The sequence below is a fragment of the Hyalangium sp. genome (genome assembly GCF_045802625.1).
GTDB lineage: Bacteria > Myxococcota > Myxococcia > Myxococcales > Myxococcaceae > Hyalangium.
The window spans coordinates 56,608-82,497 of record NZ_JBJMQP010000194.1 but is presented as its reverse complement, the minus strand read 5'-3'; the positions used below and the strand labels follow the sequence as shown (position 1 = coordinate 82,497).

Here is a 25,890-nt window from a genome sequence, read left to right as displayed (position 1 = left end):
CCGCGGCGCACTTCACCCCGTCCCGCGTCCAGACGGTGACGGCGAAGCCGCACCCGAGGACGCCGGGCCCGCGTTTCCATCCGCGGGGGCCGCCGTGGCCTTGGCCGCGGCCTGGGGCTCCACCGTCACGCGCACCACCCGAGGCCCATCCACCTCGTCCACGAGGATGCGCCACATGTCCAGCTTGAGGCTGTCCCCCTTCTCCGGAACTCGCCCCAGCTTCGTCATCAGGTAACCGGCGATCGTCGTCACCTCGCCCTTCTCGTCCTCCGAGAGATCGAAGTTGACGTCCAGCCGCTCCTCCAAATCGTCCAGCTGCGTCGTGCCCGGCAGCTCGAACCGGCCGCCCGGCAGCGAGCGCACCTCCTCCATGCGCCGGCCCAGCTCCGCCACGTCGCCCACCACCTCGGCCACCACGTCCGCGATGCTCACCAGCCCCGAAGTGCCCCCGTGCTCGTCCACCACCAGCGCCATCTGCCGGCGCCGGCGGCGGAACTCCGACAGCAGCTGCTCCATCGTCACGTTCTCCGGCACGAACAGCACCGGCCGCTGCACCTGGGCCAGGCCCCTCAGGTCCCCCTTCGACAGCAGGAAGAACAGGTCCTTGGCGTTCACCACGCCCTCCACCTGATCCAGGCTCCCGCGGCACACGGGCAGCCATGTGTGCCCGGCCGCGCGCGCGTCCGCGATGCACTTCTCCAGCGGCTCCTCCACGTCCAGGAACTTCACCTGGTTGCGCGGCACCATCACCTGCCGAGCCGTCTTCTGCGCCATCTCCAGCGCCCGCTCGAGCAGCTCCGCGCGAGAGCTGGTGATGGAGCCCGCCTCCGCCGAGCTGTGGAGGATGACGCGCAGCTCGTCCTCGCTGTGAGCCTCTTGGGTCTCGCTGGCGGCATGCAGCCCGAAGAGGCGCAGGATGCGGCTCGCCATCCCGTTGAGCAGCACGATGGCCGGGTAGAACAGGAAGTAGAAGAGGCGCATCGGCAGCGCCACCGCGAGCGTGGTCGCCTCGGCGCGCTGGATGGCCAGGCTCTTGGGCGCCAGCTCTCCGACGATGATGTGCAGGAAGGTGATGATCGCGAACCCGATGGCCGCCGCCACGCTGTGGCCCACCGTCTCGCGCGCCGACTCGGGGACGAACCGGGAGATCACCGGCTCCAGCAGGCGCGCGAACGCCGGCTCACCCAGCCAGCCCAACCCCAGCGACGCCAGCGTAATGCCGAACTGCGTGGCGGAGAGGTACGCGTCCAGCTTCTCCACCATCCTCAGGGCCATGCCCGCGCCCGGCGTGCCCTCGTCCACCAGCGCCTGCAGGCGCGTGGTGCGGATCTTCACGATGGCGAACTCCGTCGCCACGAAGAAGCCGTTGGCGAGCACCAACAGAATCGCCAACCCCAGGAAGATCCATTCGCTCGCCATCGCGTCAGAACAGCGCTTCGAACTCGGGATCGCCCTTGAGCGAGTCGAACATGGGATCCGTCGACAGCCAGCCCATCACCTTGGCCCGGTCCGCCGCCAGCGCCTTCTGGAGGTACGCCACCGCGTCCTTGGGGCGCCCCCAGAGCGCGTACAGCGCCGAGAGGTTGTAGTTGAGCAGCAGATCCTCCGCGTTGAGCTCGCGCGCCTTGCCGTACGCCCGCTCGGCCTCCGCGTAGAAGCCCTTCTGCGCGTAGCAGATGCCCAGGTCGAGCTGGGCCTCGAAGTTGTCCGGCTCCAGCCGCACCACGTCCTTGAGCTGATTGATGGCCGAGCGGTAGTCCCCCTCGTCCATCTGCAGGGCGGCCAGCTCGTGGCGGGGGAAGGCGTCCTGCGGGTCCAGCTCGATGGCGGTCTGCAGCTCGCGCATGGCCTCCTCGAGCCGGCCCTGGTCCGCGTAGGTGAGCCCCAGGTTCAGGTGGGCGTCCGGGTACTCGGGGTCCAGCTCGATGGCCTCCTTGTATTCCTCGATGGCCATCTCGGCCGCGTGGGTGGAGAGGAAGCAGGCGAGGTTGTAGTGCGCGGTGGCACTCTCGGGCTCCAGCTTCAGCGCCGTGAGGTACTCGCCGAGCGCCTCGCGGAACTGCTTCTGCTCCGCGTACACGGTGGCGAGGTTGTCGTGGGCGTGGGCGGAGGCCGGATCGAGCTCGATCGCCTTCTTGAACTCCTTGATCGCCTCGTCCAGCCACCCGCGGTCAGCCAGCTCGATGCCTCGCGAGTTGTGCTCGTCGGAGAGCGCGATGTTGTCCTTTTCCCGGGCCATGAATCGCGCGGCAATCTACGCGTCGCCAATCGACGGGCGCAAGGTAGAGTTTCCCAACACTTATGCGCCGTGCCGCCCTCCTGCTCCTGCTGCTCGCCGCCTGCGCTCGCAGGCCCATCCCCGCTCCAGAACCCGCTCCGGGCGCCGCGCCTCCCCCGCCCGCCGAGGGAGCGAGCGTCCCGGCACCTCCGGCCCAGCCGGCTGTTACCGGGAAGACACCTGCGCCCACCGCGAAAGAGCCCGGAGCCCCGGGAGCCCCGGGAGCCCCGGTGCGCCCCGTCACCCTGGTGATTGGCGGCGATGTAACCGTGGGCCACCACTATGAGGAGTACTTTGATCAGCAGGTGTCGATCGGCCGCACGCGCGAGGAGATGTTCGCCTACGGCTTCAAGGAGGTGAAGGCGGTGGCGGACTCGGGAGACCTGTTCCTGGTCAACCTGGAGTGCCCCTTCACCGACAGCGCCGACAAGCTGCCCAAGAACTTCAACTTCCGCGCGCGGCCGGAGCTGGTGAACACGCTGCTGGCCGGCGGCGTGGACGTGGTGAGCCTGGCCAACAACCACATGATGGACTACGGGCCACAGGGGCTGGTGGACACGCTGATGACGCTGGAGCAGGCGAAGATCCCCCACTTCGGCGCGGGCCGCACCCTGGCCGAGGCCCGCCGCCCCGCCATCCTCACCGTGGGCGGCATCCGCTTCGCCTTCCTGGGCTACTTCTTCCTCGGAGACCGCAACATCGAGCCGCCCCAGGTCTACGCCACCGAGACCACGCCTGGGGTGGCCGGCCACTACTCGGACGTGGACGCGATGGAGAAGATGCTGCGCGAGGACATCCTGGCCGCCAAGGCCCAGGCGGACGTGGTGCTCCCCTTCTTCCACTGGGGCGTCGAGAGCACGTACACCCCGCTGCCGTATCAAATCCGGCTGGCGCACGCGGCCATCGAGGCGGGCGCGGCGGGAGTGCTCGGCAGCCACCCGCACGTGCTCCAGGCCATGGAGCTGCACCAGGGCGCTCCGGCCATCTACTCGATGGGCAACTTCGTCTTCGGCGGCAACTGGAACCCCAAGGACAAGCGCAGCGCGCTGCTCAAGGCCCGCTTCTCTCCGGGGGGCTACCTGTCGAGCGAGCTCATCCCGCTCAAGACGGACCGCTACCCGGAACTGCCCATGCAGCCCATCGTCGCCACGGGCGCGGAGGCCGAGGACGTGCTGCGGCTGCTGGCGGCCAGCTCGGCGGGGCTTCCTCGAATGCTGCCCGAGCTGGAGCCCTACCGCCCGGCAGGCCCTCCCCCCTAGTCCTCAGGGAAGGGCCCGCGCCAGCGGATTACTTGTGCTTGGCCTTGTTGCTCTGGCCACGCGGGGCGCGAGCGCGACGGCGCTTGAGGGACGCCTTCTTCGTCTTCGCGCGGTTGGACAGCTTCTTCTTGCTGCGATTTCCCTTCTGGGCGGGCATGTTCAAGCACTCCAGTGCAGTTGTTGAGCCGCAGTGTAGCGGCAACGGGCGCCCTTCTTTCACGCTCCTGCCCAAGCTTCCAAGGAATTTCTTGACGCCCTCCGCCCTTGCCAGCGGCCAGCCAACGGGGCAATACCCCGGGAACGACGATGATTGACAAGCTTGAAGAGGTCGAGCGCCGGTTCGAGCGCCTCACCGCTGACCTATCCAACCCGGAAGTGCTCGGAGACTCCACGAAGCTCCAGAAGGTCTCCAAGGAGCGGGCCGGGCTGGAGAAGCTCGTCGAGACGTTCCGCGCCTACCGCAAGGTCCTGGATGACTTGAAGGAAGTGGAGGCCTGGCTGGATGGAGGGGACGCGGACGAGAAGGCCTACGCCCGCGAGGCCCTGCCCGGGCTCAAGCAGCAGCGCGACGATCTGGAGGCGCAGCTCAAGATCCTCCTGCTGCCCAAGGATCCCAATGACGAGAAGAACGTCATCCTGGAGATCCGCGCGGGCGCCGGCGGCGACGAGGCCGGCCTGTTCGCCGAGGAAGTCATGCAGATGTACCTCCGCTACGCGGCCCGCAAGGGCTGGTCGGCGGACATCGTGGACATGAGCCCCGGCGGCGCGGGCGGCGTGAAGGACGCCACCATCACCCTGTCCGGCGATGGCGTCTACAGCCAGATGAAGTACGAGTCCGGCGTGCACCGCGTGCAGCGCGTGCCGGCCACCGAGGCCCAGGGCCGCATCCACACCTCCACCATCACCGTGTCGGTGATGCCCGAGGCCGAGGACGTGGACATCCAGATCAACCCGGCGGACATCGAGATGCAGGTGATGCGCTCGACGGGCTCGGGTGGACAGAGCGTGAACACGACGGACTCGGCGGTGCGCCTCATCCACCACCCCTCGGGCATCGTCGTGAAGTGCCAGCAGGAGAAGAGCCAGACGAAGAACCGCGCCCAGGCCATGCGCATGCTGCGCGCCAAGCTCTATGAGATTGAACAGGAGCGCATCCGCAACGAGCGCGACTCCATGCGCCGCGGCCAGGTGGGCACGGGGGACCGGAGCGAGAAGATCCGCACCTACAACTTCCCGCAGGACCGGCTCACGGACCACCGCATTGGCCTGACGGTGCACAACCTGCCGGCCATCATGGCGGGGGGCGTCGAGGACGTCATCACCGCCTGCCGCACCTACTACCAGGCCGAGGCCCTCAAGCAGCAGACCGGCGGGGGCCCCGGCTCCGGCCCCACCGCCCGCGCATGACCGAGACCTGGACCATCCGCAAGGTCCTCACCTGGACGACGCAGCACTTCGAGAAGCGTCAGGTGGACTCGCCGCGGCTCACCGCCGAGATCCTGCTGGCGCACGTGCTGAAGACGAGCCGGGTCCGCCTGTACGTGGACCTGGATCGCCCGCTCGCCAAGGAGGAGCTGGCCTCCTTCCGCGCCCTCATTGAGCGGCGCATGTCCGGCGAGCCCACGCAGTACCTCACCGGCATGAAGGAGTTCTACAACCGCTCCTTCAAGGTGGACGCGCGGGTGCTCATCCCCCGCCCCGAGACGGAGCTGCTGGTGGAGGCCGCGCTGCGCGTGCTGCCCAAGGACGCTCCGAGCCGAGCCCTGGACGTGTGCACCGGCTCGGGCTGTATCGCGATCAGCCTCGCCTCCGAGCGCCCCCAGGCCTCCCTCCTGGCCACGGACGTATCGCCGGACGCCTGCGCGCTCGCTCGGGAGAACGCCGAGGCCCTGGGCGTGGGCGCCCGCGTCACCGTCGTCCAGGGAGATCTCTTCGCCCCGGTGCCGGCGGATGCGCGCTTCCAGCTCGTCGTCTCCAATCCGCCCTACATCGCCTCCGGGGAGATTCCGGGGCTGTCGGCGGAGGTGCGCCGGGAGCCTCACCTGGCCCTGGATGGCGGGAAGGACGGGCTCATCGTCATCCGCCGCGTCATCGAGGGGGCCCGCCGGTGCCTGCTGCCTGGCGGCCTCCTTGCAATGGAGATTGGAGAAACCCAGGGCAACGCTGTCCGGGAGCTGCTTCAGGCCGCGGGATTCGAGGACGCGCGCGTGGAGAAGGACCTGGAGCGGCGGGACCGCCTGGCATTTGGGACACAACCTGCGGCCACCGCGCCACAGGGGTGAGAGACAGGACCGATGGACAAGATCATCGTCAAGGGAGGCCCCGCGCTGCACGGGGAGGTGAAGGTGTCGGGAGCCAAGAACGCCGCGCTCCCCATCCTGGCCTCCTCGCTGCTGGCCGACGGGACGAGCACCTACCGCAACGTGCCGGATCTGGTGGATGTCTCCACCATGCTCAAGGTGCTCGAGACCATGGGCTGCGAGTCCGAGCGCCTCACGGGGCGCCAGAAGAACGTGTGCACGGTCTCCGTGGGCAAGCACATCACCCCCGAGGCCCCGTACGAGCTGGTGAAGACCATGCGCGCCTCCGTGCTGGTGCTCGGGCCCCTGGTGGCCCGCTACGGCCGGGCGCGCGTCTCCATGCCGGGCGGCTGTGCCATCGGCGCGCGGCCCATTGATCAGCACCTCAAGGGCCTCAAGGCGCTGGGCGCGGAGATCACCCTCACCGAGGGCTACGTGGAGGCCCGCGCCAAGCAGCTCAAGGGCGGCACCGTCAACTTCGATTTGATCACCGTCACCGGCACCGAGAACGTGATGATGGCGGCGGTGCTGGCCAAGGGCCGCTCCGTGCTGGAGAACTGCGCCCGCGAGCCGGAGATCGAGGAGCTGGCCCGGGTGCTCAACAAGATGGGCGCCCGGATCGAGGGCGCGGGCACCTCCGTGATCACCATTGACGGGGTGGACTCCTTACGTCCGGTGGAGCACGCCATCCTGCCCGACCGCATCGAGGCGGGTACCCTGCTGGTGGCCGCGGCCATCAGCGGCGGGGACGTCCTGGTGAAGCACGCCGTGCCCGAGCACCTGGAGGCCGTGGTGCTCAAGCTGCGCGAGGCCGGCTGCACCATCACCACCGAGAACGGGGGCATGCGCTGCAAGGCGCCCAAGACCATCCGCCCGGTGGATGTGACGACAACCGAACACCCCGGATTTCCAACGGATATGCAGGCTCAGCTCATGGTCCTCATGTCCGTGGCCCACGGCACCTCGGTCATCTCGGAGAACATCTTCGAGAACCGCTTCATGCACGTGGCGGAGCTGCACCGGATGGGGGCGGACATCACCATCCAGGGCCCCACCGCCGTGGTGAAGGGGGTGAAGAAGCTGTCGGGCGCCCCTGTGATGGCCACCGACTTGAGGGCCAGCGCCTCGCTGATCCTCGCCGGCCTCCGGGCCGAGGGGCGCACCGAGGTAGCCCGCGTCTACCACCTGGACCGGGGCTACGAGCGGCTCGAACGCAAGCTGCGGAGCCTGGGAGCGGACATCCGGCGCGTGAAGGAGGCTTGAGGGTTCACTGCCAACAGAACGACCGGGGGCGGTTGCATCCTGAAATTTGGCCGCCCTATCATTCTCCTACTCACGGGGAGCATGCCTCCCCCCACCAGGAGAACGAACCGCCCCATGGATTGCCCCGCTTGCAACGTCGAGATGGCCGATCTCGAAGGGGACGAATTGGCGTTGCGGAAGTGTGGAGAATGCGGCGGACTGTGGATCGACGTCGCCGACCTCAACCGGGTCCTGCTCCACAACAATCTTCCCGGTCTGGAGAGTCTGGGCGGCAAGGTCGACACGGAAGCACTCACAGGCCAGTGTCCCGAGTGTCAGGTGGACCTCGTGCGCATCACCGGCGGTGATCGCAACCACCCCCTCAGCTACGACTCCTGCGAGTCCTGCGGCGGGATCTTCCTGGAGTCGGAGTTCCAGGACGCCACCGACGCGAAGATCGCCATCAAGGAGATCATCGACTTCTTCAAGGCCTTCAGCGCCAAGAAGAAGTCCGCCGCGGTCTAGCGCTGCCCAGGAGAGGTCGCGGACCCTTCTGCTGCCGCGGTTGCGAACCGCTCGCTCAGGGGCGGCTGCGGAAAGGCTGTTTCCACGCGTCCGGGAGATCGCCCTCCAGGGTGAGCGTGTAGGCCCCCGTCGAGCCCTCGGCCTCCGCCCGGTTGAAACGGGTCGACACCTTGCCCTTCTTCGGCAGCTCCAGTGACAGCCGGGAGCTCGAGGCGGAGTAGGTGCCGGTGACGACGCTCGGCTCGCCGCCTCCCAGCGGCTCGTGGACGAAGCGGTACGTCCCATCCACGTAGAAGGACAGGAACCGGTCCGGCGCGCCCTCCAGGCCCCCGAACCAGGTGCCCAGCAGCGCCGCCATGCGCGTGTCGTACTTCAGGGAGGGGGCCAGCTTCGTCCCGTTCAGCGGCTTGCCCCCCGAGTAGAAGACGACGTCCGTGAGGCACACCGGGGCGTGGGGCTCCGAGCCGGGAAAGGTGTCCTTCACCTCGAGGGTGATCCACGCGCCGGACACGGGCGGGTTGAGCGGGATGGTCTGCTGGCCGCGCTTGTCCTCGAGGGTGAAGCTGCGCGCGGTGTCCTTGCCCTCCAGGGCGATCTTCTTCGCCCGGGCGTACGCCTTGAAGGCGTCCCGCTCCGAGCCGTTGCCCGTGTAGACGCGCACCTCGTCCACGGTGGCCACGCCCTTGAAGCCGATGGTCATCACAGGCCGAGCCCCCTCCCCTTGAGCGGCACACCAGACGGTGGAGTCGCGAGCGTCGAGCACGTTCAGCGGGTTGTAGCGCCCGGGGTGGGAGTCCTTGTCGAGGTAGTCCTCCGCCTGGGCGTAGCCCACGGAGGGAGGCGGCGCGGCGAAGGCGGACGGGGCAGCGGCGAGGATCAACAGGCTGGGCAGGAGCAAGGGGCGACGCATGGCGGCCCATCTTGGATCGGTCTCCGAGTGACTCTCCAGTCCACGGCAAGTCAGGATGAAAACGGGGGCTCCGGTGTTTGCGGTGCTTGACACCCAGTCCCCACGGGGAAGAGTAGGCGGCCGATGCGAGCGAACGCGATGCGACATCTGGGCTGGATTGCTGTGTGCGCCGTGCTGGCCGGCTGCCCGAAGAAGGGCCAGGAGGAGGTCGCCGACGCGGGACCTGTGGACGCCGGCCCGGACATGTTGAGCGAGAAGGAGCCCAACGAGCGTCCGGATCAAGCGCTGACGCTGGCGCGCGACGCCGTGGTGAGCGCCGCCCTCGGGGCCGATCCCGCCAAGGCGGACGAGGACTGGTACCGGCTGGCGCCCCCGTCCGCACGCACCGCGGACGTCACCGTCTCGGGCATCCCGGGTGGGGATGTGACGCTCGAGGTGTATGACCGGGACCGGAACCGGCTCGCGCTGGTGAACAGCGAGGGAGAGGGCAAGCCGGAGCACTTCCCCAACCTCTACGTCGAGGGCGAGCGCTATGTGCGCGTGGCCTCGGCGCGCAAGGGCAGCGGTGGCGCGTACACCCTCACGGTGAGCTACCGGAAGCCCAGTGAGGGCGAAGAGCACGAGCCCAATGATCGCGCCGTGGACGCGACCCCGCTGACGCTGGGGCAGACCGTGGCGGCCTATATCGGAAGCTCGGGAGACGAGGACTGGTACCGCATCGAGCTGCCTGGACAGGAGGCGAGCCCCCCCGCTCCGGCACCCACCGGCGGCACGCCTCCAGCCCCGGCCCCGACTCAGGCTCCTGCGCCGACCACACCGACGACTCCGCAACCGTCGACGACTCCGACGCCTGCGCCGACTCCGACGCCCACCGAGGGCGCCGCGCCTACGACGCCCCAGGGGACACCGCCTTCCGGTGAAGGTTCCACCCCCACTGCGGTTCCCTCGGGAGAGACGCCTCCCACCGAGGGCGCTACACCTCCGGCGGATGGCACCACCACACCGTCCACGGGTGGAACGGCCGCGGCGCCCGCTCCCGGCGCGCCCACGTCTCCTGATTCTGGCACCACCACGGACCCTTCCACCGGCGCGGCCTGGGCCTTGGGTCAGGCGATCGATGCGGGCATGAAGGTGCCTCCAGAGCTGCCGGGCGTGGCGCTGAAGATCGAGCTGTCCGCCATCGAGGGCGTGCGGCCGGAGTTGGCGGTGCTCTCCGCTGCGGAGGCGCCCCTGTTCTCGCTGCGCGGCAAGGAGGGCGAGGCGCTCGCGCTGCGCAACATCGGCGTTCGCGCCGCGGACAAGGTCATCTACGTGGTGGTGAAGAGCACCTGGAGCGGCACGGGCAAGGAGGGCAAGCGCGGCTACAACGCGACGACTCCGTACACCCTCTCCGTCTCGCTGGAGGAGGCGGGGGCCAACGCGGAGCTGGAGCCCAACGACGAGCTCTACAAGGCCACGCCCATCATCGGCTCGGGCTTCAAGGAGGGCTTCCTCGCACCGAAGAGCGACGTGGACTACTACGTGCTGAAGACCACCGAGCCGGTGCTCGCGAAGGTGGAGCTGTCCGGGGTGGATCGGCTGGACCTGGTGCTGTCGGCGGTGGATCCGCCGACGGGCGACGGGGCGCAGGAGACGGTGACGCTGCGGGCGAACGACGGCGCCATCAAGGAGCCCGAGCGCCTCAACAACGTGTCCTGCAACGGCACCTGCTACTTCAAGGTCGAGGGAGCCGCGAAGAAGATCGGCGGCAAGTGGGTGAAGGACTACGAGAACGCGGACCAGCCGTACCGGATCACCCTCACCACGGTGCCGGACAACGGCAGCGAGGAGCGCGAGCCGAACAACACGCCTGATCGCGCCACGGACCTCACCTTCGGCAAGGCGATGCGCGGCACGATCTACCCGACGAGGGACGTGGACTACTTCCGGTTGGATCTGTCGGACCGGCCGGTGCGCACGCCCATCCGGGCCACGCTGCTGGGCATCCTCAAGGTGGACGTGGGGCTGTACCTCCACCGGCTGGGCGCGGACGGCAAGCTGGCGCTCGTGCAGACGTCCGATCGCGCCAAGGGCGACCAGCCGGAGAACATCCGCTACAGCGCCGAGCCGGGCGTCTACATCCTGGAGGTCCGCGACGCGCGCAACCGCGAGTCCAACTTCCAGGACCCGTACCAACTCACCGTGGAGGAAGGTGAGTAGCGCAGCGGACGCCGCTGTCACTTGTCGTTGACAAGGCAGGGCCGGACTCCTACCTTGGGCTCGCTTCGGTCGCGGTGGTAGCTCAGTTGGTAGAGCACGAGCTTCCCAAGCTCGGGGTCGCGGGTTCGAATCCCGTCCGCCGCTCAACAAAAGGCCGGTAGCTCCACACTCGGGGCTACCGGCCTTCGTGTTTCCGAGGCTCCCCGAGTGGCCTTGACTGGGGAGCCCTACGTGGCCACGCCGAAGCGGCGCTTCCAGGCCATCGAGCGGCTCGCGGCGGCGGGCCTCTCCGTGGCGGTGTCCGTGGCCCCCATCATCCCGGGCCTCAATGACGAGGACATCGCCAAGGTGCTCACGTCCGCGCGCGAGGCCGGCGCCACCCGGGCCCACTACACCCTGCTGCGCCTGCCCGGCCCCGTGAAGGACGTCTTCGAGGAGCGGCTGCGCGAGAAGCTGCCCCTGCGCGCCGAGCGGGTGCTGCACCGCATCCGGGAGACTCGGAGCGGAGAGCTGTCGGATCCCCGCTTCCAGCACCGCATGCGCGGCGAGGGGATCTACGCTCAAACCATCGAGCGCCTGTTCGACACGGCGGCGCGCAAGGTCGGCATGCGGATGTCCTCCATGACGGAGACCGCGCCCACCACCTTCCAGCGGCCGGCGCGGCCCTCGGCCCAGCTCAGCCTGTTCTGAGCAGCCTCGGGCCCCTCAGACTGCGTGCACAGCAAGCCTCACCGTGGGATATGACTGTGTCCGCGGGCAAACCGCGGCGCGTGAGGACCTCGAGGAGGGGGAAATGAGCACCATTCTGGTGACCGGCGGGTCAGGCTTCATTGGCAGCCATTGCATCCTGCAGCTCCTGGCCGCGGGCCACCAGGTGCGCACCACGGTGCGGAGCCTGAAGCGCGAGGGCGACGTGCGCTCCATGCTGAAGCAGGGCGGCACCGAGCCGGGCGATCGCTTGTCCTTCGTCGCCGCGGATCTCACCAGCGACGCGGGCTGGCCGGAGGCCGTCGCGGGCTGCGAGTACGTGCTGCACGTGGCTTCGCCCTTTCCCCCGGCCGTCCCCAAGCACGAGGACGAGCTGATCGTGCCCGCGCGTGAAGGCGCGCTCCGTGTGCTGCGGGCCTCGCGCGCCGCTGGCGTCAAGCGCGTGGTGCTGACCTCCTCGTTCGCTGCGATTGGCTACGGCGAGCAGCCACATGACAAGCCGTTCACCGAGACGAACTGGACGGCCATCGATGACCACGTGTCCGCCTATGTGAAGTCCAAGACTCTGGCCGAACGAGCGGCCTGGGACTTCATCGCCAAGGAGGGCGGCCTCGAGCTCTCCGTCGTCAATCCGGTGGGTGTCCTCGGCCCGATTCTCGGGCCTGACTATTCGACTTCGATTCACCTGGTGAAGCGCATGTTGGACGGCGCCCTACCCGGCTGCCCAAAGCTCTATTTTGGTGTCGTTGATGTGCGAGACGTCGCTGACCTGCACATCCGCGCCATGACTCATCCCGCCGCCAAGGGCGAACGCTTCATCTCCGTCGCTGGCGATTTCATGTCGATGCTCGACATTGCCAAGGTGCTGAAGGCCCGCATGGGCGCGGTGGCCAGGAAAGTGCCGTCCTTCCAATTGCCCAACTGGCTGGTGCGCATCGCCGCGATGCGTGATCCGGCGATACGGCAGTTCGTGCCTCAGCTCGGCAAGAAGAAGAACGCCACCAACGAGAAGGCCCGGCGCATGCTGGGCTGGGCTCCTCGCTCGAACGAGGAGTCCATCGTCGCCACCGCCGAGAGCCTGGTGCAGCTCGGGCTTCTGAAGGACACCGCCTCGGCGGGCTCGGCTCGCTGAAGCTCAGTCCTCCTTGCCGAGCATCCCGTTCTTCAGATCGCCATCCACCGGGTTGCTGCCGAGCCACACGCCGAAGAGGGCATCCGCGAAGTCCTTGCCCTCCACCGACATCTCCTGCCCGCTCTTGCTCGCCACGCGCGTGCCCTTGCCGGGGACGTAGGTGATCGTCAGCTCGTCCCCCTTCTTCAAATCAGGGATGGCCGCGTTGAAGGTGTCCAGCCGCGCCTTCAGCGCCGGCATCTGCGCCTTGTTGTTCTTCTCCACGCCGTCGGTGATGGCCTCGGTGATCTTCCCCTTCTCCAAGTCGCGCAGCATGCTCATGCGCACGACCTTGGTCTGATCCGAGCTGATCACCTGCGCGGCGTCCTGTGTGGGGCTCTCCAGGTAGAGCCCCGCGGCGTAGACCTTGAAGACGAACTTCTTGCGCAGCCCCGCGCCGTTGAGCTTGAGCGTCTTGCCCTCGACGGTGGTGGTGTCGGGGAACTTCACTCCCGCCACCTCCTTCTCCGTGGCCAGAGCGGGCAGCGCGAGCGTCAGGGACAGCACCACAGCGGACAGTGTCGCTTTCATGGACTCCTCCTAGCCGTGCTTCTTGAAGAACTGATCCATGAAGGCTACCAGCGCCTTCACGTTCTCCACCGTCACCGCGTTGTACAGCGAGACGCGGATGCCTCCCGCGGTGCGGTGGCCCTTGAGCCCCACCATGCCCGCCTTCTTCGCCTCGGACACGAACGTCTCCTCGAGCGCCTCGGTGGGCAGCCGGAATACCACGTTCATGTACGAGCGCGACTCCTTCTCCACCGGCGCCCGGTAGAAGGCCGCGTTGCGATCGATGGCGCCGTAGAGCAGCTCGCCCTTCTCCCGGTTCCACTGCTCGATCTGCTTCAGGCCTCCCACGCCCTTGATCCACGCCAGCACGTTGCGGCACAGGTAGATCGCGAAGGTGGGCGGCGTGTTGTACAGCGAGTTGTTCTCCGCGTAGGTGCTGTAGCGGAAGATCTTCGGGATGTCCGTGCGCCCCTTGGCCATGAAGTCCTTGGCCACGATGACGAGCACGATCCCCGAGGGCCCCACGTTCTTCTGCGCCCCCGCGTAGATCATCGAGAACCGGCTCACGTCGATCGGCCTCCACAGCAGATCCGAGCTCATGTCCGCCACCAGCGGCACCCGGCCCGCCTCCGGGAACGTGTGCCACTGCGTCCCGTAGATGGTGTTGTTGCTCGTCATGTGGACGTAGGCGGCGGCCGGATCCAGCTGCAGCTCGGCCTGCTTGAGCACGCGCGTGTAGCCCTTGCTGGCGTTGAGGGCCGTGCCCGCGATGCGCGGCTTGCCGTAGTACTTCGCCTCGTCCAGGGCCTTCTCGCTCCACACCCCCGTCATCAGGTAGTCCGCCGAGGCCCCCGCGGTGAGGAAGTTCATCGGCACCTGGGCGAACTGCTGCGAGGCGCCTCCCTGGAGGAACAGCACCTGGTGCGTGGCCGGAATGCCCAGCAGCTCGGTGAGCAGGGAGATGGCCTCGTTGTGGACGGCCTCGTACTCCTTGCCCCGGTGGCTGTGCTCCATGATCGACATCCCGGACCCTTGGAAGTCCAACAACTCGTCGCGGGCCCGCTCCAGCGCCGGCAGGGGCAGGCCGGCGGGGCCGGCATTGAAGTTGATGACGCGCATGGCTGTGTCCTTTAGGAAGTGAACCGCGCCGCCATTCTCTCCGACGGGCCCTCGGGGGCCAGCATGAAGAGCAGGCGGGGTGTGACACGTGGCGTGTGGCCGACAGGCGGCTCCGGAGGTCAGGAGGACAGGTGGGTTCCTCAGAGGAACTGGCAGAGTGGGTGCGGAGGGCCGCGCGGGGGGAGGAGTCCGCCTTTGGAGAGCTGTACCGGCGAACACGGCCCCTGGTGGCCCGGCTGACCTCGGGGTTTGCCGCGCTGGATGCGGATGAGGTGGAAGACGTGATCCAGGAGACTTACGTCCGAGCGTTCAAGGCGCTGCCCCGGCTCAAGGAGCTTGGGGCCTTCGAGGCGTGGCTCCTGTCCATTGCCCGCAACCGGGCGCGCACCCGCCTGGAGCGGAAGACCCATCAGCGGCGGCTGGAGGACGAGACCCAGGATCCTCAGCCCGAAGCCGTCCCCGCCCTGCCCGAGGCGCTCCAGGTGGAGCGGGACATCGCCGTGGTGCGTCAGCTCATCTCCGAGCTGCCCGAGGGCGAAGAGAAGAAGACCGTCCAGCTCTTCTACCTGGAGGGAGAGCTGTCCGCGCGCGAGATCGCCGAGCAGCTCGGCGTGGGCAAGAGCGCGGTGACCATGCGGCTGGAGCGGTTCCGGGCGCGCATCAAGCGGGAGCTGCTGCGGCGCGTGCTCGCCGGGCGGTGGGAGTGATGTCATGAAGCACCTTGATGCCCAGACGCTGAGCGCACTGGCCGCCCGGGAGCCCGAGGCGGTGGCCTACTTCCGGGAGCACCTGGCCTCCCCGTGCGACGTCTGCGAGGAGTTCCTCGCCCAGCACTCCGGCCCGGGCCTGCTCGAGGGGCAGGTGGACTCGCTCCTGCTCGGGCTGGTCCCTCCGAAGGAGGCCGCGCTGGACGAGGTGGGCTGGATGCGCCTCAAGCGACGCCTGCGCACACCCAACCACCTCGGCCGGTGGGTGGGAGTGGCCGCCGCGGTGGCGGCCTGCGTGCTGGGTGGGGTGCTGGTGCCGCGCCTGATCGCTCCTCCCCGGGAGCAGCGCTGGAATGGGGTGAAGGGCTCGGGCCGCATCGCCCTGGAGCTGGTGGCGGCGGCTCGAAGCGCGGAGGGCCAGCTGCGGCGGTTGGATCCGGAGGCGGCGGTGCAGCCGGAGGATGTGCTGCTCTTGCGCTACCACTCCACCGAGGCGGGCAGCGCCCTGCTCTTCCAGCAGGTGGACAAGGGGACCCCCGAGCGGCTCGGCAGCTTCCGGCTGGAGGCGGGCACGCACGATCTGGAAGGCCCCCAGGGCCTCACCGGGGTGAGCCTCACCGGCGAGCAGGGGACGGTGACGCTGTGGCTGGTGGCCTCTCCGGCGGGTGAGGAGCTGTCTCCGGATGAAGTCCAGAAGGCGTTAGAGGGCGGAACGGCCCAGGGAGACAATCCGCTGTCCGTCGCACGGTTCGACGTCTTCGTTCAAAACGGCCAGAATCCGCGCTGATCGTGAAGCGCCTCGTCCTCATCCTGCTCGGAGCCCTCGTGGCCTGCGCGAGCCCCTCTGCCCACGAGAAGGGCGGCCTGGTGCCGCTCAAGCTCGACGAGGCGGCGTTGTCCAATGCCTACGCCCCGAGGCGCCTCGCCCTGCTCGTCGGCATCTCCGAGTTCCAGGATCCGCAGTGGCGCAACCTGCGCTACTCGGAGAAGGACGCGCAGGATCTGGCCACGGCGCTGGGGGATCCGGCGCGCGGGCACTTCGATCAGGTGCGCTTGCTCACCCGGCCTGATCAGACGACGCGCACGGCCATCCTCGCGGCCCTGAAGGAGCTGCAACAGGAGGCCACCCGGCCGGACGACGTGGTGGTGGTGTACTTCTCCGCGCACGGCACGCTGTCCCGGGATGGGCAGGGCGAGCTCAAGCGCTACCTCGTCACCCAGGACGCCTCGTACCGGGCCATCTCCCAGACGGCGCTGTCCATGGACGTGCTGAAGGCGGAGTTCGACAAGCTGCCCAGCCGGCGCCGGCTGCTGGTGCTGGCCACCTGCCACAGCGGCAGCGGCAAGTCCCTGCTGCCCAAGGAGCTGGAGGAGGAGCTGGCCGGGATCAAGTCCGGCTTCTACGCGCGCCCCCTGGAGGAGTCGAGCCGCGCCTCCATGGTGTTCGCCGCCTGCGACTGGGGCGAGACGGCCCGCGAGGACGAGGGCCTGCAGAACGACATCTACACGTACTTCCTCATCGAGGGGCTCAACGGCTCGGCGGATCGCAACGCGGACGGCGCCGTCACCGCCACCGAGGCGCATGACTACGCGCGCCGCCGCACCTTCGCCTTCACGCAGGGGCGCCAGCGCCCGTCCGCGGAGATCCTCGAGGTGGGGGCGGATCCGGTGGTGCTCTCCGGCAGCATCGATCGGCTGGGGCGCCCGGAGCTGTTCTCGTACAACCCGCGGCTGGATGGCTTCACCCTCAAGGTGGATGGCGAGGCGCGCACGGAGCTGCCCGGAGGCACCGCGGTGGTGCCCGGCCACCGCACCGTGGAGCTGACCAAGGGTGACTCGGTGCTGGTGCGCCGCGAGGTGGACATGAACGCGGGCGAGCGCCTGCCGCTGGAGCAGCTGCTGGCGGAGACCTTCCCGCACCGCTCGCTCTCGGTGATGGGAGGGCTGTTCTCGTTCGTGGATGGGCAGAGCCGCAAGGAGCTGCTGCCCGCCTCGCCCGAGCTGGGCGTGGTGCTGCGGCTGGAGGATCGGCCGCTGCAGGACTTCAGCCTGATGCTGGACGTCAGCGGCAGCCACGGCCGGCACAGCCTCCAGCTCGTCCCGGGCTCCGAGGTCCCCTTCGCCTATACCCGCTTCTCCGCCGGTGTGGGCATGCCCTACCTGTGGCGCTGGGACCGGCTGATGGTATTCGCCGGGCCGCGCGTGGCCGCTCTGTACCTTCGGCGGTCCTTTGATGTGGAGGCTTTCGTCGGAGGTCAGCAGTACTTCACCGTGAGCCCCGGCGTGGTGGGCGGCGCGGTGTGGCGGCTCGGCGACAGGCTGGAGCTGACCTCCCAGATGCAGATGATGCTGACGTACGTCGTGGTCGATGGGCAGGGGCAGGCGGTAGGCTTCACCGGCTGGCAAGCCGGGATGGGGTATCGCTTCTGATGCAGCGCGCACTCCACATTGCGATGGCTGTCGTGCTGACCGCGGGCACGGCCGGCTGCGGCGATCTGGAGAACGCGCCCTTCCTCGTCGGCACCGTGCATGGCCAGCTCACCGAGAGCGATCCCTCCGTGGCCTATGTGTCCGTGTTCGACTCTCCGGACGTGCGCGGCCCCGTGGCGGCGGATGGCTCGTTCACGCTCGAGGGCGTCCCGGCGGGCAAGGCCGAGCTGTTCATCATCGCCTCCTCGAGCAAGGCCCTGCGCCAGCCCGTGGTCGTCCAGGGCGGGCAGTCCGTCACCGTGGGCCTGCTGACCCCGAAGGAGGCCAGCTTCCTGTCCGTGCGGGTGAAGGCGCCCGATCACCAGGACATCGACGGGGCCACCGTGTCCGTGGTGGGCACCCCCTTGCAGCAGCTACCTTTGGAGGAGATGGAGCGGCTGAACATCGGCCCACTTCCGGATGGCTGCTACACGCTGGGCGTCTCGATCTCGGGCTTCCCGGATGTGACCGCCGAGACGTGCGTGAGCGCCGGTGAGCAGAAGGAAGTGAGGGTGAACCTGCCCGAGCCGCAGGGCGGGTGCTCGGTGACGGGGTGCGAGGACGACTTCCGCTGTGCCCAGGACGGCCGGTGCGTGGAGTGCCTCGAGGATTCGCAGTGCGGTCTGGGCCTCACCTGCCGCGGCTTCCAGTGCGAGGACGGCCCGCTGTGCACTCCCTGCGATGGGGACTGGAAGTGCCACGCCGGCTCCACCTGCCAGCCCCTGCCCGAGGGGGGCTCGGCCTGCGTGGTGAAGTGCTCCCAGTCCACCAACTGCGATGATGGCTTCACCTGCCAGAGCGGCCTGTGCCTGCCCGACACGGCCCAGTTCTCCGGGTGCGGCGGATACCGCGGGGTGGGCATGAGCTGTGATGGGGATCAGCACTGCCGCGACCTGGGGCTCGTCAACGGCCTCTGCCTGGAGGGCCTCTGCACCTTCCGGTGCACCACCAAGGCGCAGTGTCCCGCCCACTACTCGTGCGAGGACGGTGTCGGCGGCCGCGTGTGCCGGGCAGAAGCTCCCTGAGCCGAGGCGGCGCTACGGCCCGAGCACCAGGCCGTCCCGGGAGCACTCCTCCACCGCTCGGCGCACGTCGTTCTCCGCCACGCCTGTCGCCTCCGCCACGTCGCTCGACGACAGCCCCTCCATCGCCATCTTCAGCGCCAGCAGGGCCCGCTCGTGGGCCGACATGAACCAGGTGGTCAGCTCGCGAGGATGGCGCCACAGGAACACCATCTCGTCGCCCGCCTCGGGAGCCTGCGCGCTGCCCTTCTCGCGGACATAGGCGCAGAGCCGGAACGGGTGCTGGAGCACCGTGAGCGTCGGGTTCACCGTGAGCCGCTCCGCGCGCTCGGGCACCTGCTCCTCCGAGACGTACACCGCCCAGTCCGCCCACTCGAAGCGCGCGAGCGCGGGGAGAAACTCCGGCAGCCCCTCGGCCACGGCCACGTCCGCCAGAAAGGCGGGGAAGGCCTCGCCCATCCGGTTCATCTCATGGTGCCGGGCTGGGCGCGTGGCGGTGTACCCCTCCACCAGGCGCGTCCAGCACTCGGGAGTCACACTGGCCAGGGTGAGCGGGTAGAGCTTCTCCAGCGTGGTGCGCACGTGGCCGCGCACGAACTGCCCGTAGATGGCCACGCGTGAGGGCGGCGCGTTCCAGCCCGGGTACTCGGCGTGGAGCCGCTCCTGCCGGGAGGGATCCGCGAGGAAGTCCCCCATCGAGTCGAAGAAGTGCCGCAGGCTGGGCTTCATCGCGCCACCTCCCGCAGCACCGCGCGCGCCCGGTCCGCCTCGTCCATCACCGCCTCCATCGAGGGGATGGCTTGATCCCACTCGATCAGCGTGGACACCGGGCCAGAGCGATCCAGCACGTAGCGGTAGAGCGACCAGACCTCGTCACAGACCGGAGCGCCGTGCGTGTCGATGATGACGTCCGGGTAGCGATCGTGCCCGGCCAGGTGGATCTGCACCACGCGCTCCAGCGGCAGCGCGTCCACGAAGGCGCGCGGGTCATACCCGTGGTTCTGCGCGTTGACGTAGATGTTGTTCACATCCAGCAGCAGGCCACAGTCGGCCTGCTCGGCCACGTGGCGCAGGAAGTCGGCCTCGGCCAGCGTCCCGCCGGGCATGTTCGCGTAGTAGCTGGGATTCTCCAGCAGGAAGGGGCGGCCCACCCGGGCCATCACCTCGCGGACGCGGGGCACCACGTGCTCGACCACCTCCTCATTGAAGGGGAGCGGGAGCAGATCGTGCAGGTACACCCCACCCAGCCGCGAGTAGCACAGGTGATCCGAGAAGAAGGGCGCGTCCACCCGCTCCACCAGCGCCGCGAGCCGGGTGACATACTCCTCGTCCAGCGGATCCGGCCCGCCGATGTTCAGCCCCACGCCGTGCGGCAGCACCGTCCAGCGCTCGGCGCACGCGTCCAGGGTGTGCTGGGGGCGGCCGCCCAGGGCCAGGAAGTTCTCGGGGATGATCTCCAGCCAGTCAACGGTGCGCTCGGTGGCAGGCAGCGTCTCGTAGAAGCTGCGCCGCAGGCCGATGCCGGCTCCCAGCGGTTGAAGTCCATGCCTCTGCGCGTAGCTGTTGGACACGTGGAGATCCTCGGCTGAAAACAACACGGGCGGCAGGAAGTCTCCTCCCCACCGCCCGCGTCGACTCAAGACAGGTGCTTACTTCTTGCCGCCACACGAGCCGGCGCCGCACTTGCCCTCAGAGCCCTTCTCCTGGGTGGGAGCCGCGCTGGAGCCCTTGCACGAGGACTCCGTGCCCTTCGGGGCAGCGCTGGTGCCCTTGCACGAGGACTCGGTGCCCTTCTGGGCGCCGGTGCCCTTGCACGAGGACTCCGTGCCCTTGGTGGCCGCGTCGGTCGAGGTGGTGCCCTCGGAGGCCTTGTTGGACGCACAGCCGGTGGCCAGCGCGCCCAGCGAGAGGGTACCGACGATGGCAGCCAGAGCCTTGACGTTCATGGATGATTCCTTTCGGGATTGCGTTGAGAGGTACTGCGTTGGGGTACTGCGTTGGGGGTACAACCTTGGCGCTACTACAGCTTGAACTGCGTGGAGCCCCAGGCGTCGACGGCGACGTCCGCGACCTCGCCGACCTTGAGGATCAACGCCTTGGTCCGCTTCATCCCGTACGCCTCGATCGGGATGCGGAACTTCGCGCGCAGGCGGAGCAGATCGCCCGGAGCGCGGTTCTTCGTCTCGGCGCTCTCCTTGAAGAGCACGGCGGTGACCTCCACCGGCTCCTCGCGGGTGACGCCGCGAATGGTGAAGTTGCCCTTCGTCTGCACCTTGACGGGCTTGTTGGGCTCGAGCGCCTCGGGCAGCTGCACGTCCTTGAACTCGAAGATGACGTCCGGGGTCTTCTCCGCGTCCAGCCAGCGATCGTTCAGCAGATCCTCGTCGCGCAGATCATTGCCCGTCTTGATGGACTTGGCCGGCACCGTGAAGCGGCCGCTGGCCTTGCTGTTCTGCACCGTCACCGAGCCCTTGAGCTGGTTGGACAGCCCGTTGATGACCTCGAGCGGCCCGTCGAGCATGAAGGTGACGGTGTCGCGGTGGAGCTCGTCGTTATAGGTGAACGTCTGGCTGGCCGAGGCCGCAGGAGCGGCCGGCGTCTTCGCGGGCGCGGACTGGGCGCCCACGGCCAGCGGCAGGAGGGTGGCAAGAATCAGTACGGCGGAACGCACGGACATGGTGACCTCATCTCTACGAAAGTGGGCGCACTGTGGATGCATGTTCTACGCAGAGGCCGCGCCGACGGTTACGGGCCGAATTTTCCGGCTGTGTTCATTTCTCCGCGCGGCTCGCGCTCTGTCCGTCCAGTGCCTCACGCAACACACTATCCCGAGCCGGTTGAAGCTTGACGCCGCCCGGAGTGGGCGTCACGCCGAGTTCTTGTAGCAAACCTTCCAGTCCGGCAAAAGCTGGGCGACGCAGTTCCTCGGACAGCAGCGCGTCAAAGAGGGGGCGCCCGGCTACCGCATCCACCGCCGCTCCATAGGAAGCTACAGTGGCAGTGGATCCTTGCGTAGCCAGCAGTTCCAGCACGTCCTCCAGCCCCCGCCGGTTGCCGGTGGCGCGCCGCAGCTCCACGTCGATGCGCAGGGCGAGCCAGGCTCCCACCCAGTAGATCCCCGGGGGCTCGTCCTCGTCGATCATCTCCTGGATGGTCCGCCCGTGAGCCTGCTGCCTCCCGCGCTGGAAGCCGTTGAGCAGCTCTTCCCACGAGCGCTCGGCGGAGTGCCTACCCGCGCGAGAGCGGGCGATCTCCGTGAGGTAGGTGGCCAGCCCCTCCGAGATCCACGGCGTGCGCGGGAGGATCGCGGGGTGGGTCAGGTGCAGCATCTCATGGAGCGCCACCCAGTCCTCGGAGAGCGCATTGAGCGTCGTGTCCTGGCCCACCAGCAGGGCGACGCTGGGCGGCGTGCTCCACATCACCATGCCGAAGACGTTGGCCTCGTCATGCCCCGGCACCGGATAGACGACCACGGTGATCCGCGGGTAGGGGAAGTCGCGCCGGATCTTGCGCACCTCCTCGCCCGTCTGGCGGAGCCAGTCACAGAGCTGTGCGTCCGTCAGGTGCGTCATCCGGCCCTCGATGGCCACGTCCATCACCGCGTCCGTCAACTGCGCCCGGCAGCGCCGGCCACCAAAGCCGTGGATGCCCGAGTCCACGAGATCATCGGCGCTCAGGTGGTACAGCCCTCCCGGCCCGGGCTGCCACGGCAGCAGCACGTCCCCGCCCTGCATCGAGAGCTCCACCTGGATGTCCGGGTCCGCCACGCGCGGACGGATCAACCAGGCCTTGCCCGCGATGAGCCACGCATCCCCCTGCCCCATGCCAGCGAAGGAGTCCCACCTGCGCTTGCGCTTGTGCCGCTCTCCCAGCGGATAGTGGTAGCGGAGGAAGCGCGTGCCGGAGGGGACGCTCACCTCCCCGTCACGCACGGACAGCGCGTGGGCCTTGCCCGTCTCGTCATAGGCCTCGACGGTGTCCACCCCGCCGCCGTCGGTGAAGAGGAAGTCCTCGGGCGCATCGTGGACGAGCACCACCTCCACGTCGATGGCGGGCTCGGGCCCGTGCACGTAGGTGACGTTGTAGCGCAGGGCCGGGTTCGCCTCCTCGGTCCGCTCGGCCCGCAAGGCGGGAGCGACCTCGGGATGGCAGGCGCCCAGCCCCACGCACAGGAGCACGAGGCCCAGCCACTGGAGGGCGGGCCTCGCATCCCCTCTTCCGGTCCTCTTTGGCAGGGAGCGGCTTCGCATCAGAACAGGTGCAGCACCAGACCGCTGCGCAGCTTGGGCTCGAACCAGGTGGACTTGGGAGGCATGATCTCGCCCGCGTCCGCGATGGCCATGAGCTGGTCCAGGCTCGTCGGGAAGAGGGAGAACGCTACCTTCCACGCCCCGCCGTCCACCAGCCGCTCCAGTTCCTGCATGCCCCGGATGCCTCCCACGAAGTGGATGCGCGAGTCCTTGCGCGGATCGCCAATACCCAGCAGCGGCTCCAGCACGTTGCGCTGGAGGATCGTCACATCCAGCACGCCTGTGGGCGTCTGCTCGAACGTCCCTGGCTTCGAGGTGAGCTGGTACCACTGGCCGCCCAGGTACATCCCGAAGCGGTGCACCTGATCCGGCTTCTTCTGGGCGCCCTGCTTCACCTCGAAGCGCTCGCCCAGCCGCCGCAGCAGCTCCTCCGGCGACTGTCCACGCAGGTCCTTCACCACGCGGTTGTAGTCGAGGATCTGCATCTGATCGTGCGGGAAGATCACCGCGAGGAACCGATCATGCCCGCCGCCCTCGCCGCGCTGACGGCGCCGCGCGTGGACCCGCGAGGCCGCCGCGGAGCGATGGTGCCCGTCCGCGATGTAGAGCGCCGGCACCGCGCGGAACGCCTCCTGCAGCCGGGCATTGAGCGCGCCGCGCACCACCCAGAAGGTGTGGCCGATCCCGTCCTCGGTGGTGAAGTCGTACTCGGGAGCGCCGCGAGTGCCCTCCTCCACCAGCGCGCCGATGGCCGCCGAGGTGCGGTAGGTGAGGAACACCGGCTCGTCATTGCCCCCGAGCTCGTCCACGTGCCGCGTCCGGTCGTCCTCCTTGTCCGCGCGCGTCAGCTCGTGCTTCTTGATGAGGCCGGCGTCGTACTCCTGCACGCTCGCGGCGGCCACCACGCCCGTCTGCACGTGCGCGCCCATCCGCTGGCGGTACAGGTAGAAGCACGGCTCGGTGTCCTGCTTCAGCCAGCCCTGGCTCTGGAAGAGCGCGAGGTTCTCCCGGCCCTTCGCGTACACCGCGTCCGAGTGCTCGTCCGTGCCGGGCGGCAGATCAATCTCCGGCCGCGAGACGCGGAAGAAGCTGCGCGAGTTGCCCTTCGCATACGCGCGAGCCTCCTCGGCGTTCACCACGTCATAAGGAGGTGCCACCAGCTGCTGCGCCAGTTCCTTCGGAGGGCGAAGGCCACGGAAGGGACGGAGTTCGGCCAAGGAGTCGCTCCAGGGTCAGGGTCCGAGCCCCAGAGGCTGGCTCAAAGGCCCCGGCGATGCGAGCCTCATCTGTTGTACCCCGCTCCCCGAGGGATGCTCGGTCCTCCCATTTTCATGGCGCAGCGTGTCAGTAAACCCTTGACCATGGGGTAAAATGCCCCGGGGCTCCTCGTGCATGAATGGATGTAATCCCCCGGAAAGACTCTCTTTTTCCGGGAATGAACGCTCCGGGACTGTTAGGGGCCTGCCTGTTCGTTGCCCCTGAGACAGGGGCGCTCCCCTCACGAAACGTTGATTGCAAATCGGTAAATCGATTTGCACAGTGCGCCCCAGCGTGGCGGACGCGGGCCTGAACGCCTCGCAATGTAGGACAAGGTAATGAACGAAAACGCACTCAACGCGAACGTGGGCCTGAAGCTCCGGGGCCTGCGGCTGGCGCGCAACATCAAGCAGACGGACGCGGCGAAGGAGCTGGGGGTGTCCCCGGCGTACCTGAACCTGATCGAGAAGGGCAAGCGGGTGATGCCCTTCCCGCTGCTGTGGAAGGCCCTGCGCTACTTCGATCAGGATCCCGAGCAGTTCATGTCCACGCTGGGCGAGGGCCGGGTGGACGAGGCGCTGGCGAAGCTGTTGGACGAGCCGCTGCTCAAGAGCCTGGATATCGACTCGGAGTCGCTGCAGAGCCTGTCGGCCGAGCCGAAGCTGGCGGGCACGGTGGCCGCGCTCTTCAACCTCTACAAGAACACGCGCACGCAGCTGGAGAACGTGCTGGCGCAGCTCTCCAACGAGGAGCGCACCCGGGCGCAGTCGAACGACGGGCCGGGCCTGCGCTACGACTACTCGCCCTTCGACGAGGTGAGCGACTTCCTGGAGTCCCACCGCAACTACTTCCCCGAGCTGGAAGAGCAGGCGGACGCGCTGCGGCGGGACTTCAAGCTGGAGCGGCTGCTGACCAGCTCGCAGCTCATCCGGCTGCTGGAGGAGCGGTTCGGCTTCCGCGTGGGGTTCGAGCGGGGCCCGAGCGGCTCGTCCGTGGTGCGGCGCCTGGATCTGACGGAGCAGACCCTGACGCTCTCGCCGGATCTGACCGAGCAGCCGCTGAAGTTCCAGGTGGCCACCTCGATCGGGCTGCTGCTGATGGACCGGACGAAGCTGGTGGAGCGGATCGTGGGCGCCGGCCGCACGCGCCACGCGGAGACGCTGCGGCTGATCAAGGTGAACCTCTCCAACTACTTCGCCGGCGCGCTGATGCTGCCGTACGGGGACTTCTTCAAGGAGGTGGAGCGCACGCGCTACGACGTGGAGCTGCTGTCCAGCATCTTCGGCACCACGTACGAGACGGTGGCCCACCGGCTGTGCAACCTCTCGGATCCCAAGCGCATGGGGCTGCCGTTCCACTTCCTGCGCGCGGACATCGCCGGCAACATCTCCAAGCGCTACAGCGGCACGGGGCTGAAGTTCGCCTCTGGCGGAGGCTCGTGCGGCAAGTGGGCCGTGCACCTGGCCTTCCTCAACCCGGGCCAGCTCACGCGGCAGTACTCGATGATGCCGGACGGCACCGCGTACTTCTGCTTCGCCAAGGTGCAGCTCCAGCCGATTGAAGGCTCCATCGTCAAGGGCACCGCGTACTCGATTGGCCTGGGCACCCACGCGGAGAACGCGAAGTACCTGGCCTATGGGCTGCCCACGAATGATCTGCGCAAGGACGCGGTGGCCACGGGCATCACCTGCCGGTTCTGCGAGCGCACCGACTGCAACCAGCGCGCGGCGGCCAGCTACCGCTTCGCCTTCGCCTTCGACGAGTACACCAAGAAGGACTGCTTCTTCTCGCCGCTGCTGGTGCACGAGAAGGGCGACAAGGGCGAGCGCGGGGACAGCGGCGACCGGAATGGCGCCGATAAGAACGGCCGGCAGGAACTGCTGGACAAGCAGGCCCGGCGCCGCAACAAGGAGACGGAGAGCTGAGCTGACCCCGGGGGCTGAGCTCCCCTTCCCGCCTCACCC

At 68.4% G+C, this 25,890-nt stretch carries 25 protein-coding genes and 1 tRNA gene; 14 read left to right on the top strand and 12 right to left on the bottom strand.

Annotated features, from left to right (window positions below; genetic code table 11):
• Positions 1 to 12: 12 nt before the first annotated feature.
• Together ACJ8AT_RS32950 and ACJ8AT_RS32945 are read right to left on the bottom strand one after the other, a co-directional pair.
• The gene (locus tag ACJ8AT_RS32950) at positions 13 to 1,419 is read right to left on the bottom strand and encodes a hemolysin family protein (protein WP_407741917.1); all 1,407 of its coding nucleotides are present in this window, start codon (positions 1,417 to 1,419) and stop codon (positions 13 to 15) included.
• A gap of 4 nt (positions 1,420 to 1,423) precedes the next feature.
• A complete protein-coding gene (locus ACJ8AT_RS32945) occupies positions 1,424 to 2,239 on the bottom strand; it encodes a tetratricopeptide repeat protein (protein WP_407741916.1) in 816 nt (271 codons plus the stop codon).
• Positions 2,240 to 2,301: 62 nt separating this feature from the next.
• Between ACJ8AT_RS32945 and ACJ8AT_RS32940 the strand changes: the two genes are divergently transcribed.
• A complete protein-coding gene (locus tag ACJ8AT_RS32940) occupies positions 2,302 to 3,537 on the top strand; it encodes a CapA family protein (RefSeq protein WP_407741915.1) in 1,236 nt (411 codons plus the stop codon).
• 28 nt (positions 3,538 to 3,565) lie between these two features.
• On the opposite strand, the gene ACJ8AT_RS32935 is transcribed toward ACJ8AT_RS32940, so the two are convergent.
• Positions 3,566 to 3,694, bottom strand: a complete 129-nt coding sequence (locus ACJ8AT_RS32935; protein ID WP_407741914.1) for a hypothetical protein — start codon at positions 3,692 to 3,694, stop codon at positions 3,566 to 3,568.
• A 149-nt stretch (positions 3,695 to 3,843) separates the two neighbouring features.
• Here ACJ8AT_RS32935 and prfA point away from each other — a divergent pair, with 149 nt between their 5' ends.
• The 4 genes from prfA to ACJ8AT_RS32915 all read left to right on the top strand — a co-directional run bounded on the left by prfA (position 3,844) and on the right by ACJ8AT_RS32915 (position 7,604).
• The gene (gene prfA, locus ACJ8AT_RS32930) at positions 3,844 to 4,944 is read left to right on the top strand and encodes a peptide chain release factor 1 (protein WP_407741913.1); all 1,101 of its coding nucleotides are present in this window, start codon (positions 3,844 to 3,846) and stop codon (positions 4,942 to 4,944) included.
• A complete protein-coding gene (gene prmC, locus ACJ8AT_RS32925) occupies positions 4,941 to 5,819 on the top strand; it encodes a peptide chain release factor N(5)-glutamine methyltransferase (RefSeq protein ID WP_407741912.1) in 879 nt (292 codons plus the stop codon). The genes prfA and prmC overlap by 4 nt, the downstream gene beginning before the upstream one ends.
• Positions 5,820 to 5,831: 12 nt before the next feature.
• Entirely contained in the window at positions 5,832 to 7,100 is a 1,269-nt protein-coding gene (gene murA, locus ACJ8AT_RS32920) for a UDP-N-acetylglucosamine 1-carboxyvinyltransferase (protein ID WP_407741911.1), read from the top strand.
• 114 nt (positions 7,101 to 7,214) lie between these two features.
• The gene (locus tag ACJ8AT_RS32915) at positions 7,215 to 7,604 is read left to right on the top strand and encodes a zf-TFIIB domain-containing protein (RefSeq protein WP_407741910.1); all 390 of its coding nucleotides are present in this window, start codon (positions 7,215 to 7,217) and stop codon (positions 7,602 to 7,604) included.
• A gap of 55 nt (positions 7,605 to 7,659) precedes the next feature.
• On the opposite strand, the gene ACJ8AT_RS32910 is transcribed toward ACJ8AT_RS32915, so the two are convergent.
• Positions 7,660 to 8,514 (bottom strand): NADase-type glycan-binding domain-containing protein, encoded by an 855-nt coding sequence (locus tag ACJ8AT_RS32910; protein WP_407741909.1) that lies wholly within the window; start codon positions 8,512 to 8,514, stop codon positions 7,660 to 7,662.
• 138 nt (positions 8,515 to 8,652) lie between these two features.
• On the opposite strand from ACJ8AT_RS32910, the gene ACJ8AT_RS32905 reads away from it, so the two are divergent.
• From ACJ8AT_RS32905 to ACJ8AT_RS32890, 4 genes are all read left to right on the top strand, one after another.
• A complete protein-coding gene (locus ACJ8AT_RS32905; protein WP_407741908.1) occupies positions 8,653 to 10,713 on the top strand; it encodes an ABC transporter substrate-binding protein in 2,061 nt (686 codons plus the stop codon).
• Between the two features lie 71 nt (positions 10,714 to 10,784).
• A tRNA-Gly gene (locus ACJ8AT_RS32900) sits at positions 10,785 to 10,857 on the top strand.
• Between the two features lie 87 nt (positions 10,858 to 10,944).
• Positions 10,945 to 11,403 carry a radical SAM protein gene (locus ACJ8AT_RS32895; RefSeq protein ID WP_407741907.1) on the top strand — a complete coding sequence of 153 codons (459 nt, stop codon included), beginning with the start codon at positions 10,945 to 10,947 and terminating at the stop codon, positions 11,401 to 11,403.
• Positions 11,404 to 11,506: 103 nt separating this feature from the next.
• Positions 11,507 to 12,553 carry an SDR family oxidoreductase gene (locus tag ACJ8AT_RS32890; RefSeq protein ID WP_407741906.1) on the top strand — a complete coding sequence of 349 codons (1,047 nt, stop codon included), beginning with the start codon at positions 11,507 to 11,509 and terminating at the stop codon, positions 12,551 to 12,553.
• A 3-nt stretch (positions 12,554 to 12,556) separates the two neighbouring features.
• On the opposite strand, the gene ACJ8AT_RS32885 is transcribed toward ACJ8AT_RS32890, so the two are convergent.
• A complete protein-coding gene (locus ACJ8AT_RS32885) occupies positions 12,557 to 13,123 on the bottom strand; it encodes a chalcone isomerase family protein (RefSeq protein ID WP_407741905.1) in 567 nt (188 codons plus the stop codon).
• 9 nt (positions 13,124 to 13,132) lie between these two features.
• Positions 13,133 to 14,221, bottom strand: a complete 1,089-nt coding sequence (gene serC, locus ACJ8AT_RS32880) for a 3-phosphoserine/phosphohydroxythreonine transaminase (RefSeq protein ID WP_407741904.1) — start codon at positions 14,219 to 14,221, stop codon at positions 13,133 to 13,135.
• A 131-nt stretch (positions 14,222 to 14,352) separates the two neighbouring features.
• On the opposite strand from serC, the gene ACJ8AT_RS32875 reads away from it, so the two are divergent.
• The 4 genes from ACJ8AT_RS32875 to ACJ8AT_RS32860 are packed head-to-tail and all read left to right on the top strand — an operon-like array spanning position 14,353 to position 18,422.
• Complete coding sequence (locus tag ACJ8AT_RS32875) at positions 14,353 to 14,928, top strand: RNA polymerase sigma factor (RefSeq protein ID WP_407741903.1); 576 nt, start codon at positions 14,353 to 14,355, stop codon at positions 14,926 to 14,928.
• A 4-nt stretch (positions 14,929 to 14,932) separates the two neighbouring features.
• Complete coding sequence (locus ACJ8AT_RS32870; protein ID WP_407741902.1) at positions 14,933 to 15,715, top strand: hypothetical protein; 783 nt, start codon at positions 14,933 to 14,935, stop codon at positions 15,713 to 15,715.
• Positions 15,716 to 15,717: 2 nt separating this feature from the next.
• Positions 15,718 to 17,358, top strand: a complete 1,641-nt coding sequence (locus tag ACJ8AT_RS32865) for a caspase domain-containing protein (RefSeq protein WP_407741901.1) — start codon at positions 15,718 to 15,720, stop codon at positions 17,356 to 17,358.
• 23 nt (positions 17,359 to 17,381) lie between these two features.
• Positions 17,382 to 18,422 (top strand): carboxypeptidase regulatory-like domain-containing protein, encoded by a 1,041-nt coding sequence (locus ACJ8AT_RS32860; protein WP_407741900.1) that lies wholly within the window; start codon positions 17,382 to 17,384, stop codon positions 18,420 to 18,422.
• A gap of 12 nt (positions 18,423 to 18,434) precedes the next feature.
• On the opposite strand, the gene ACJ8AT_RS32855 is transcribed toward ACJ8AT_RS32860, so the two are convergent.
• The 6 genes from ACJ8AT_RS32855 to ACJ8AT_RS32830 all read right to left on the bottom strand — a co-directional run bounded on the left by ACJ8AT_RS32855 (position 18,435) and on the right by ACJ8AT_RS32830 (position 23,886).
• Positions 18,435 to 19,148 carry a DUF2063 domain-containing protein gene (locus tag ACJ8AT_RS32855; protein ID WP_407741899.1) on the bottom strand — a complete coding sequence of 238 codons (714 nt, stop codon included), beginning with the start codon at positions 19,146 to 19,148 and terminating at the stop codon, positions 18,435 to 18,437.
• Complete coding sequence (locus ACJ8AT_RS32850) at positions 19,145 to 19,990, bottom strand: DUF692 domain-containing protein (protein ID WP_407741930.1); 846 nt, start codon at positions 19,988 to 19,990, stop codon at positions 19,145 to 19,147. Before ACJ8AT_RS32850 ends, ACJ8AT_RS32855 begins: the two co-directional genes overlap by 4 nt.
• Positions 19,991 to 20,068: 78 nt before the next feature.
• Positions 20,069 to 20,365, bottom strand: coding sequence for a hypothetical protein (locus ACJ8AT_RS32845; RefSeq protein ID WP_407741898.1), 297 nt, complete (start codon positions 20,363 to 20,365; stop codon positions 20,069 to 20,071).
• A gap of 74 nt (positions 20,366 to 20,439) precedes the next feature.
• Complete coding sequence (locus ACJ8AT_RS32840) at positions 20,440 to 21,096, bottom strand: YceI family protein (RefSeq protein WP_407741897.1); 657 nt, start codon at positions 21,094 to 21,096, stop codon at positions 20,440 to 20,442.
• Positions 21,097 to 21,190: 94 nt separating this feature from the next.
• Complete coding sequence (locus ACJ8AT_RS32835) at positions 21,191 to 22,597, bottom strand: hypothetical protein (RefSeq protein WP_407741896.1); 1,407 nt, start codon at positions 22,595 to 22,597, stop codon at positions 21,191 to 21,193.
• Between the two features lie 71 nt (positions 22,598 to 22,668).
• Positions 22,669 to 23,886 carry a DUF1015 domain-containing protein gene (locus ACJ8AT_RS32830; protein ID WP_407741895.1) on the bottom strand — a complete coding sequence of 406 codons (1,218 nt, stop codon included), beginning with the start codon at positions 23,884 to 23,886 and terminating at the stop codon, positions 22,669 to 22,671.
• Between the two features lie 378 nt (positions 23,887 to 24,264).
• Here ACJ8AT_RS32830 and ACJ8AT_RS32825 point away from each other — a divergent pair, with 378 nt between their 5' ends.
• On the top strand, positions 24,265 to 25,851 hold the full coding sequence (locus ACJ8AT_RS32825; protein WP_407741894.1) for a short-chain fatty acyl-CoA regulator family protein: 1,587 nt from the start codon (positions 24,265 to 24,267) through the stop codon (positions 25,849 to 25,851).
• The last annotated feature ends 39 nt before the right edge of the window (positions 25,852 to 25,890 follow it).

Bases quoted from the DNA above. Each gene is read 5' to 3' on its own strand.
- ACJ8AT_RS32950 (WP_407741917.1), bottom strand. From the start codon at position 1,419: ATGGCGAGCGAATGGATCTTCCTGGGGTTGGCGATTCTGTTGGTGCTC.
- ACJ8AT_RS32945 (WP_407741916.1), bottom strand. From the start codon at position 2,239: ATGGCCCGGGAAAAGGACAACATCGCGCTCTCCGACGAGCACAACTCG.
- ACJ8AT_RS32940 (WP_407741915.1), top strand. From the start codon at position 2,302: ATGCGCCGTGCCGCCCTCCTGCTCCTGCTGCTCGCCGCCTGCGCTCGC.
- ACJ8AT_RS32935 (WP_407741914.1), bottom strand. From the start codon at position 3,694: ATGCCCGCCCAGAAGGGAAATCGCAGCAAGAAGAAGCTGTCCAACCGC.
- prfA (WP_407741913.1), top strand. From the start codon at position 3,844: ATGATTGACAAGCTTGAAGAGGTCGAGCGCCGGTTCGAGCGCCTCACC.
- prmC (WP_407741912.1), top strand. From the start codon at position 4,941: ATGACCGAGACCTGGACCATCCGCAAGGTCCTCACCTGGACGACGCAG.
- murA (WP_407741911.1), top strand. From the start codon at position 5,832: ATGGACAAGATCATCGTCAAGGGAGGCCCCGCGCTGCACGGGGAGGTG.
- ACJ8AT_RS32915 (WP_407741910.1), top strand. From the start codon at position 7,215: ATGGATTGCCCCGCTTGCAACGTCGAGATGGCCGATCTCGAAGGGGAC.
- ACJ8AT_RS32910 (WP_407741909.1), bottom strand. From the start codon at position 8,514: ATGCGTCGCCCCTTGCTCCTGCCCAGCCTGTTGATCCTCGCCGCTGCC.
- ACJ8AT_RS32905 (WP_407741908.1), top strand. From the start codon at position 8,653: ATGCGACATCTGGGCTGGATTGCTGTGTGCGCCGTGCTGGCCGGCTGC.
- ACJ8AT_RS32890 (WP_407741906.1), top strand. From the start codon at position 11,507: ATGAGCACCATTCTGGTGACCGGCGGGTCAGGCTTCATTGGCAGCCAT.
- ACJ8AT_RS32885 (WP_407741905.1), bottom strand. From the start codon at position 13,123: ATGAAAGCGACACTGTCCGCTGTGGTGCTGTCCCTGACGCTCGCGCTG.
- serC (WP_407741904.1), bottom strand. From the start codon at position 14,221: ATGCGCGTCATCAACTTCAATGCCGGCCCCGCCGGCCTGCCCCTGCCG.
- ACJ8AT_RS32870 (WP_407741902.1), top strand. From the start codon at position 14,933: ATGAAGCACCTTGATGCCCAGACGCTGAGCGCACTGGCCGCCCGGGAG.
- ACJ8AT_RS32860 (WP_407741900.1), top strand. From the start codon at position 17,382: ATGGCTGTCGTGCTGACCGCGGGCACGGCCGGCTGCGGCGATCTGGAG.
- ACJ8AT_RS32855 (WP_407741899.1), bottom strand. From the start codon at position 19,148: ATGAAGCCCAGCCTGCGGCACTTCTTCGACTCGATGGGGGACTTCCTC.
- ACJ8AT_RS32845 (WP_407741898.1), bottom strand. From the start codon at position 20,365: ATGAACGTCAAGGCTCTGGCTGCCATCGTCGGTACCCTCTCGCTGGGC.
- ACJ8AT_RS32840 (WP_407741897.1), bottom strand. From the start codon at position 21,096: ATGTCCGTGCGTTCCGCCGTACTGATTCTTGCCACCCTCCTGCCGCTG.
- ACJ8AT_RS32825 (WP_407741894.1), top strand. From the start codon at position 24,265: ATGAACGAAAACGCACTCAACGCGAACGTGGGCCTGAAGCTCCGGGGC.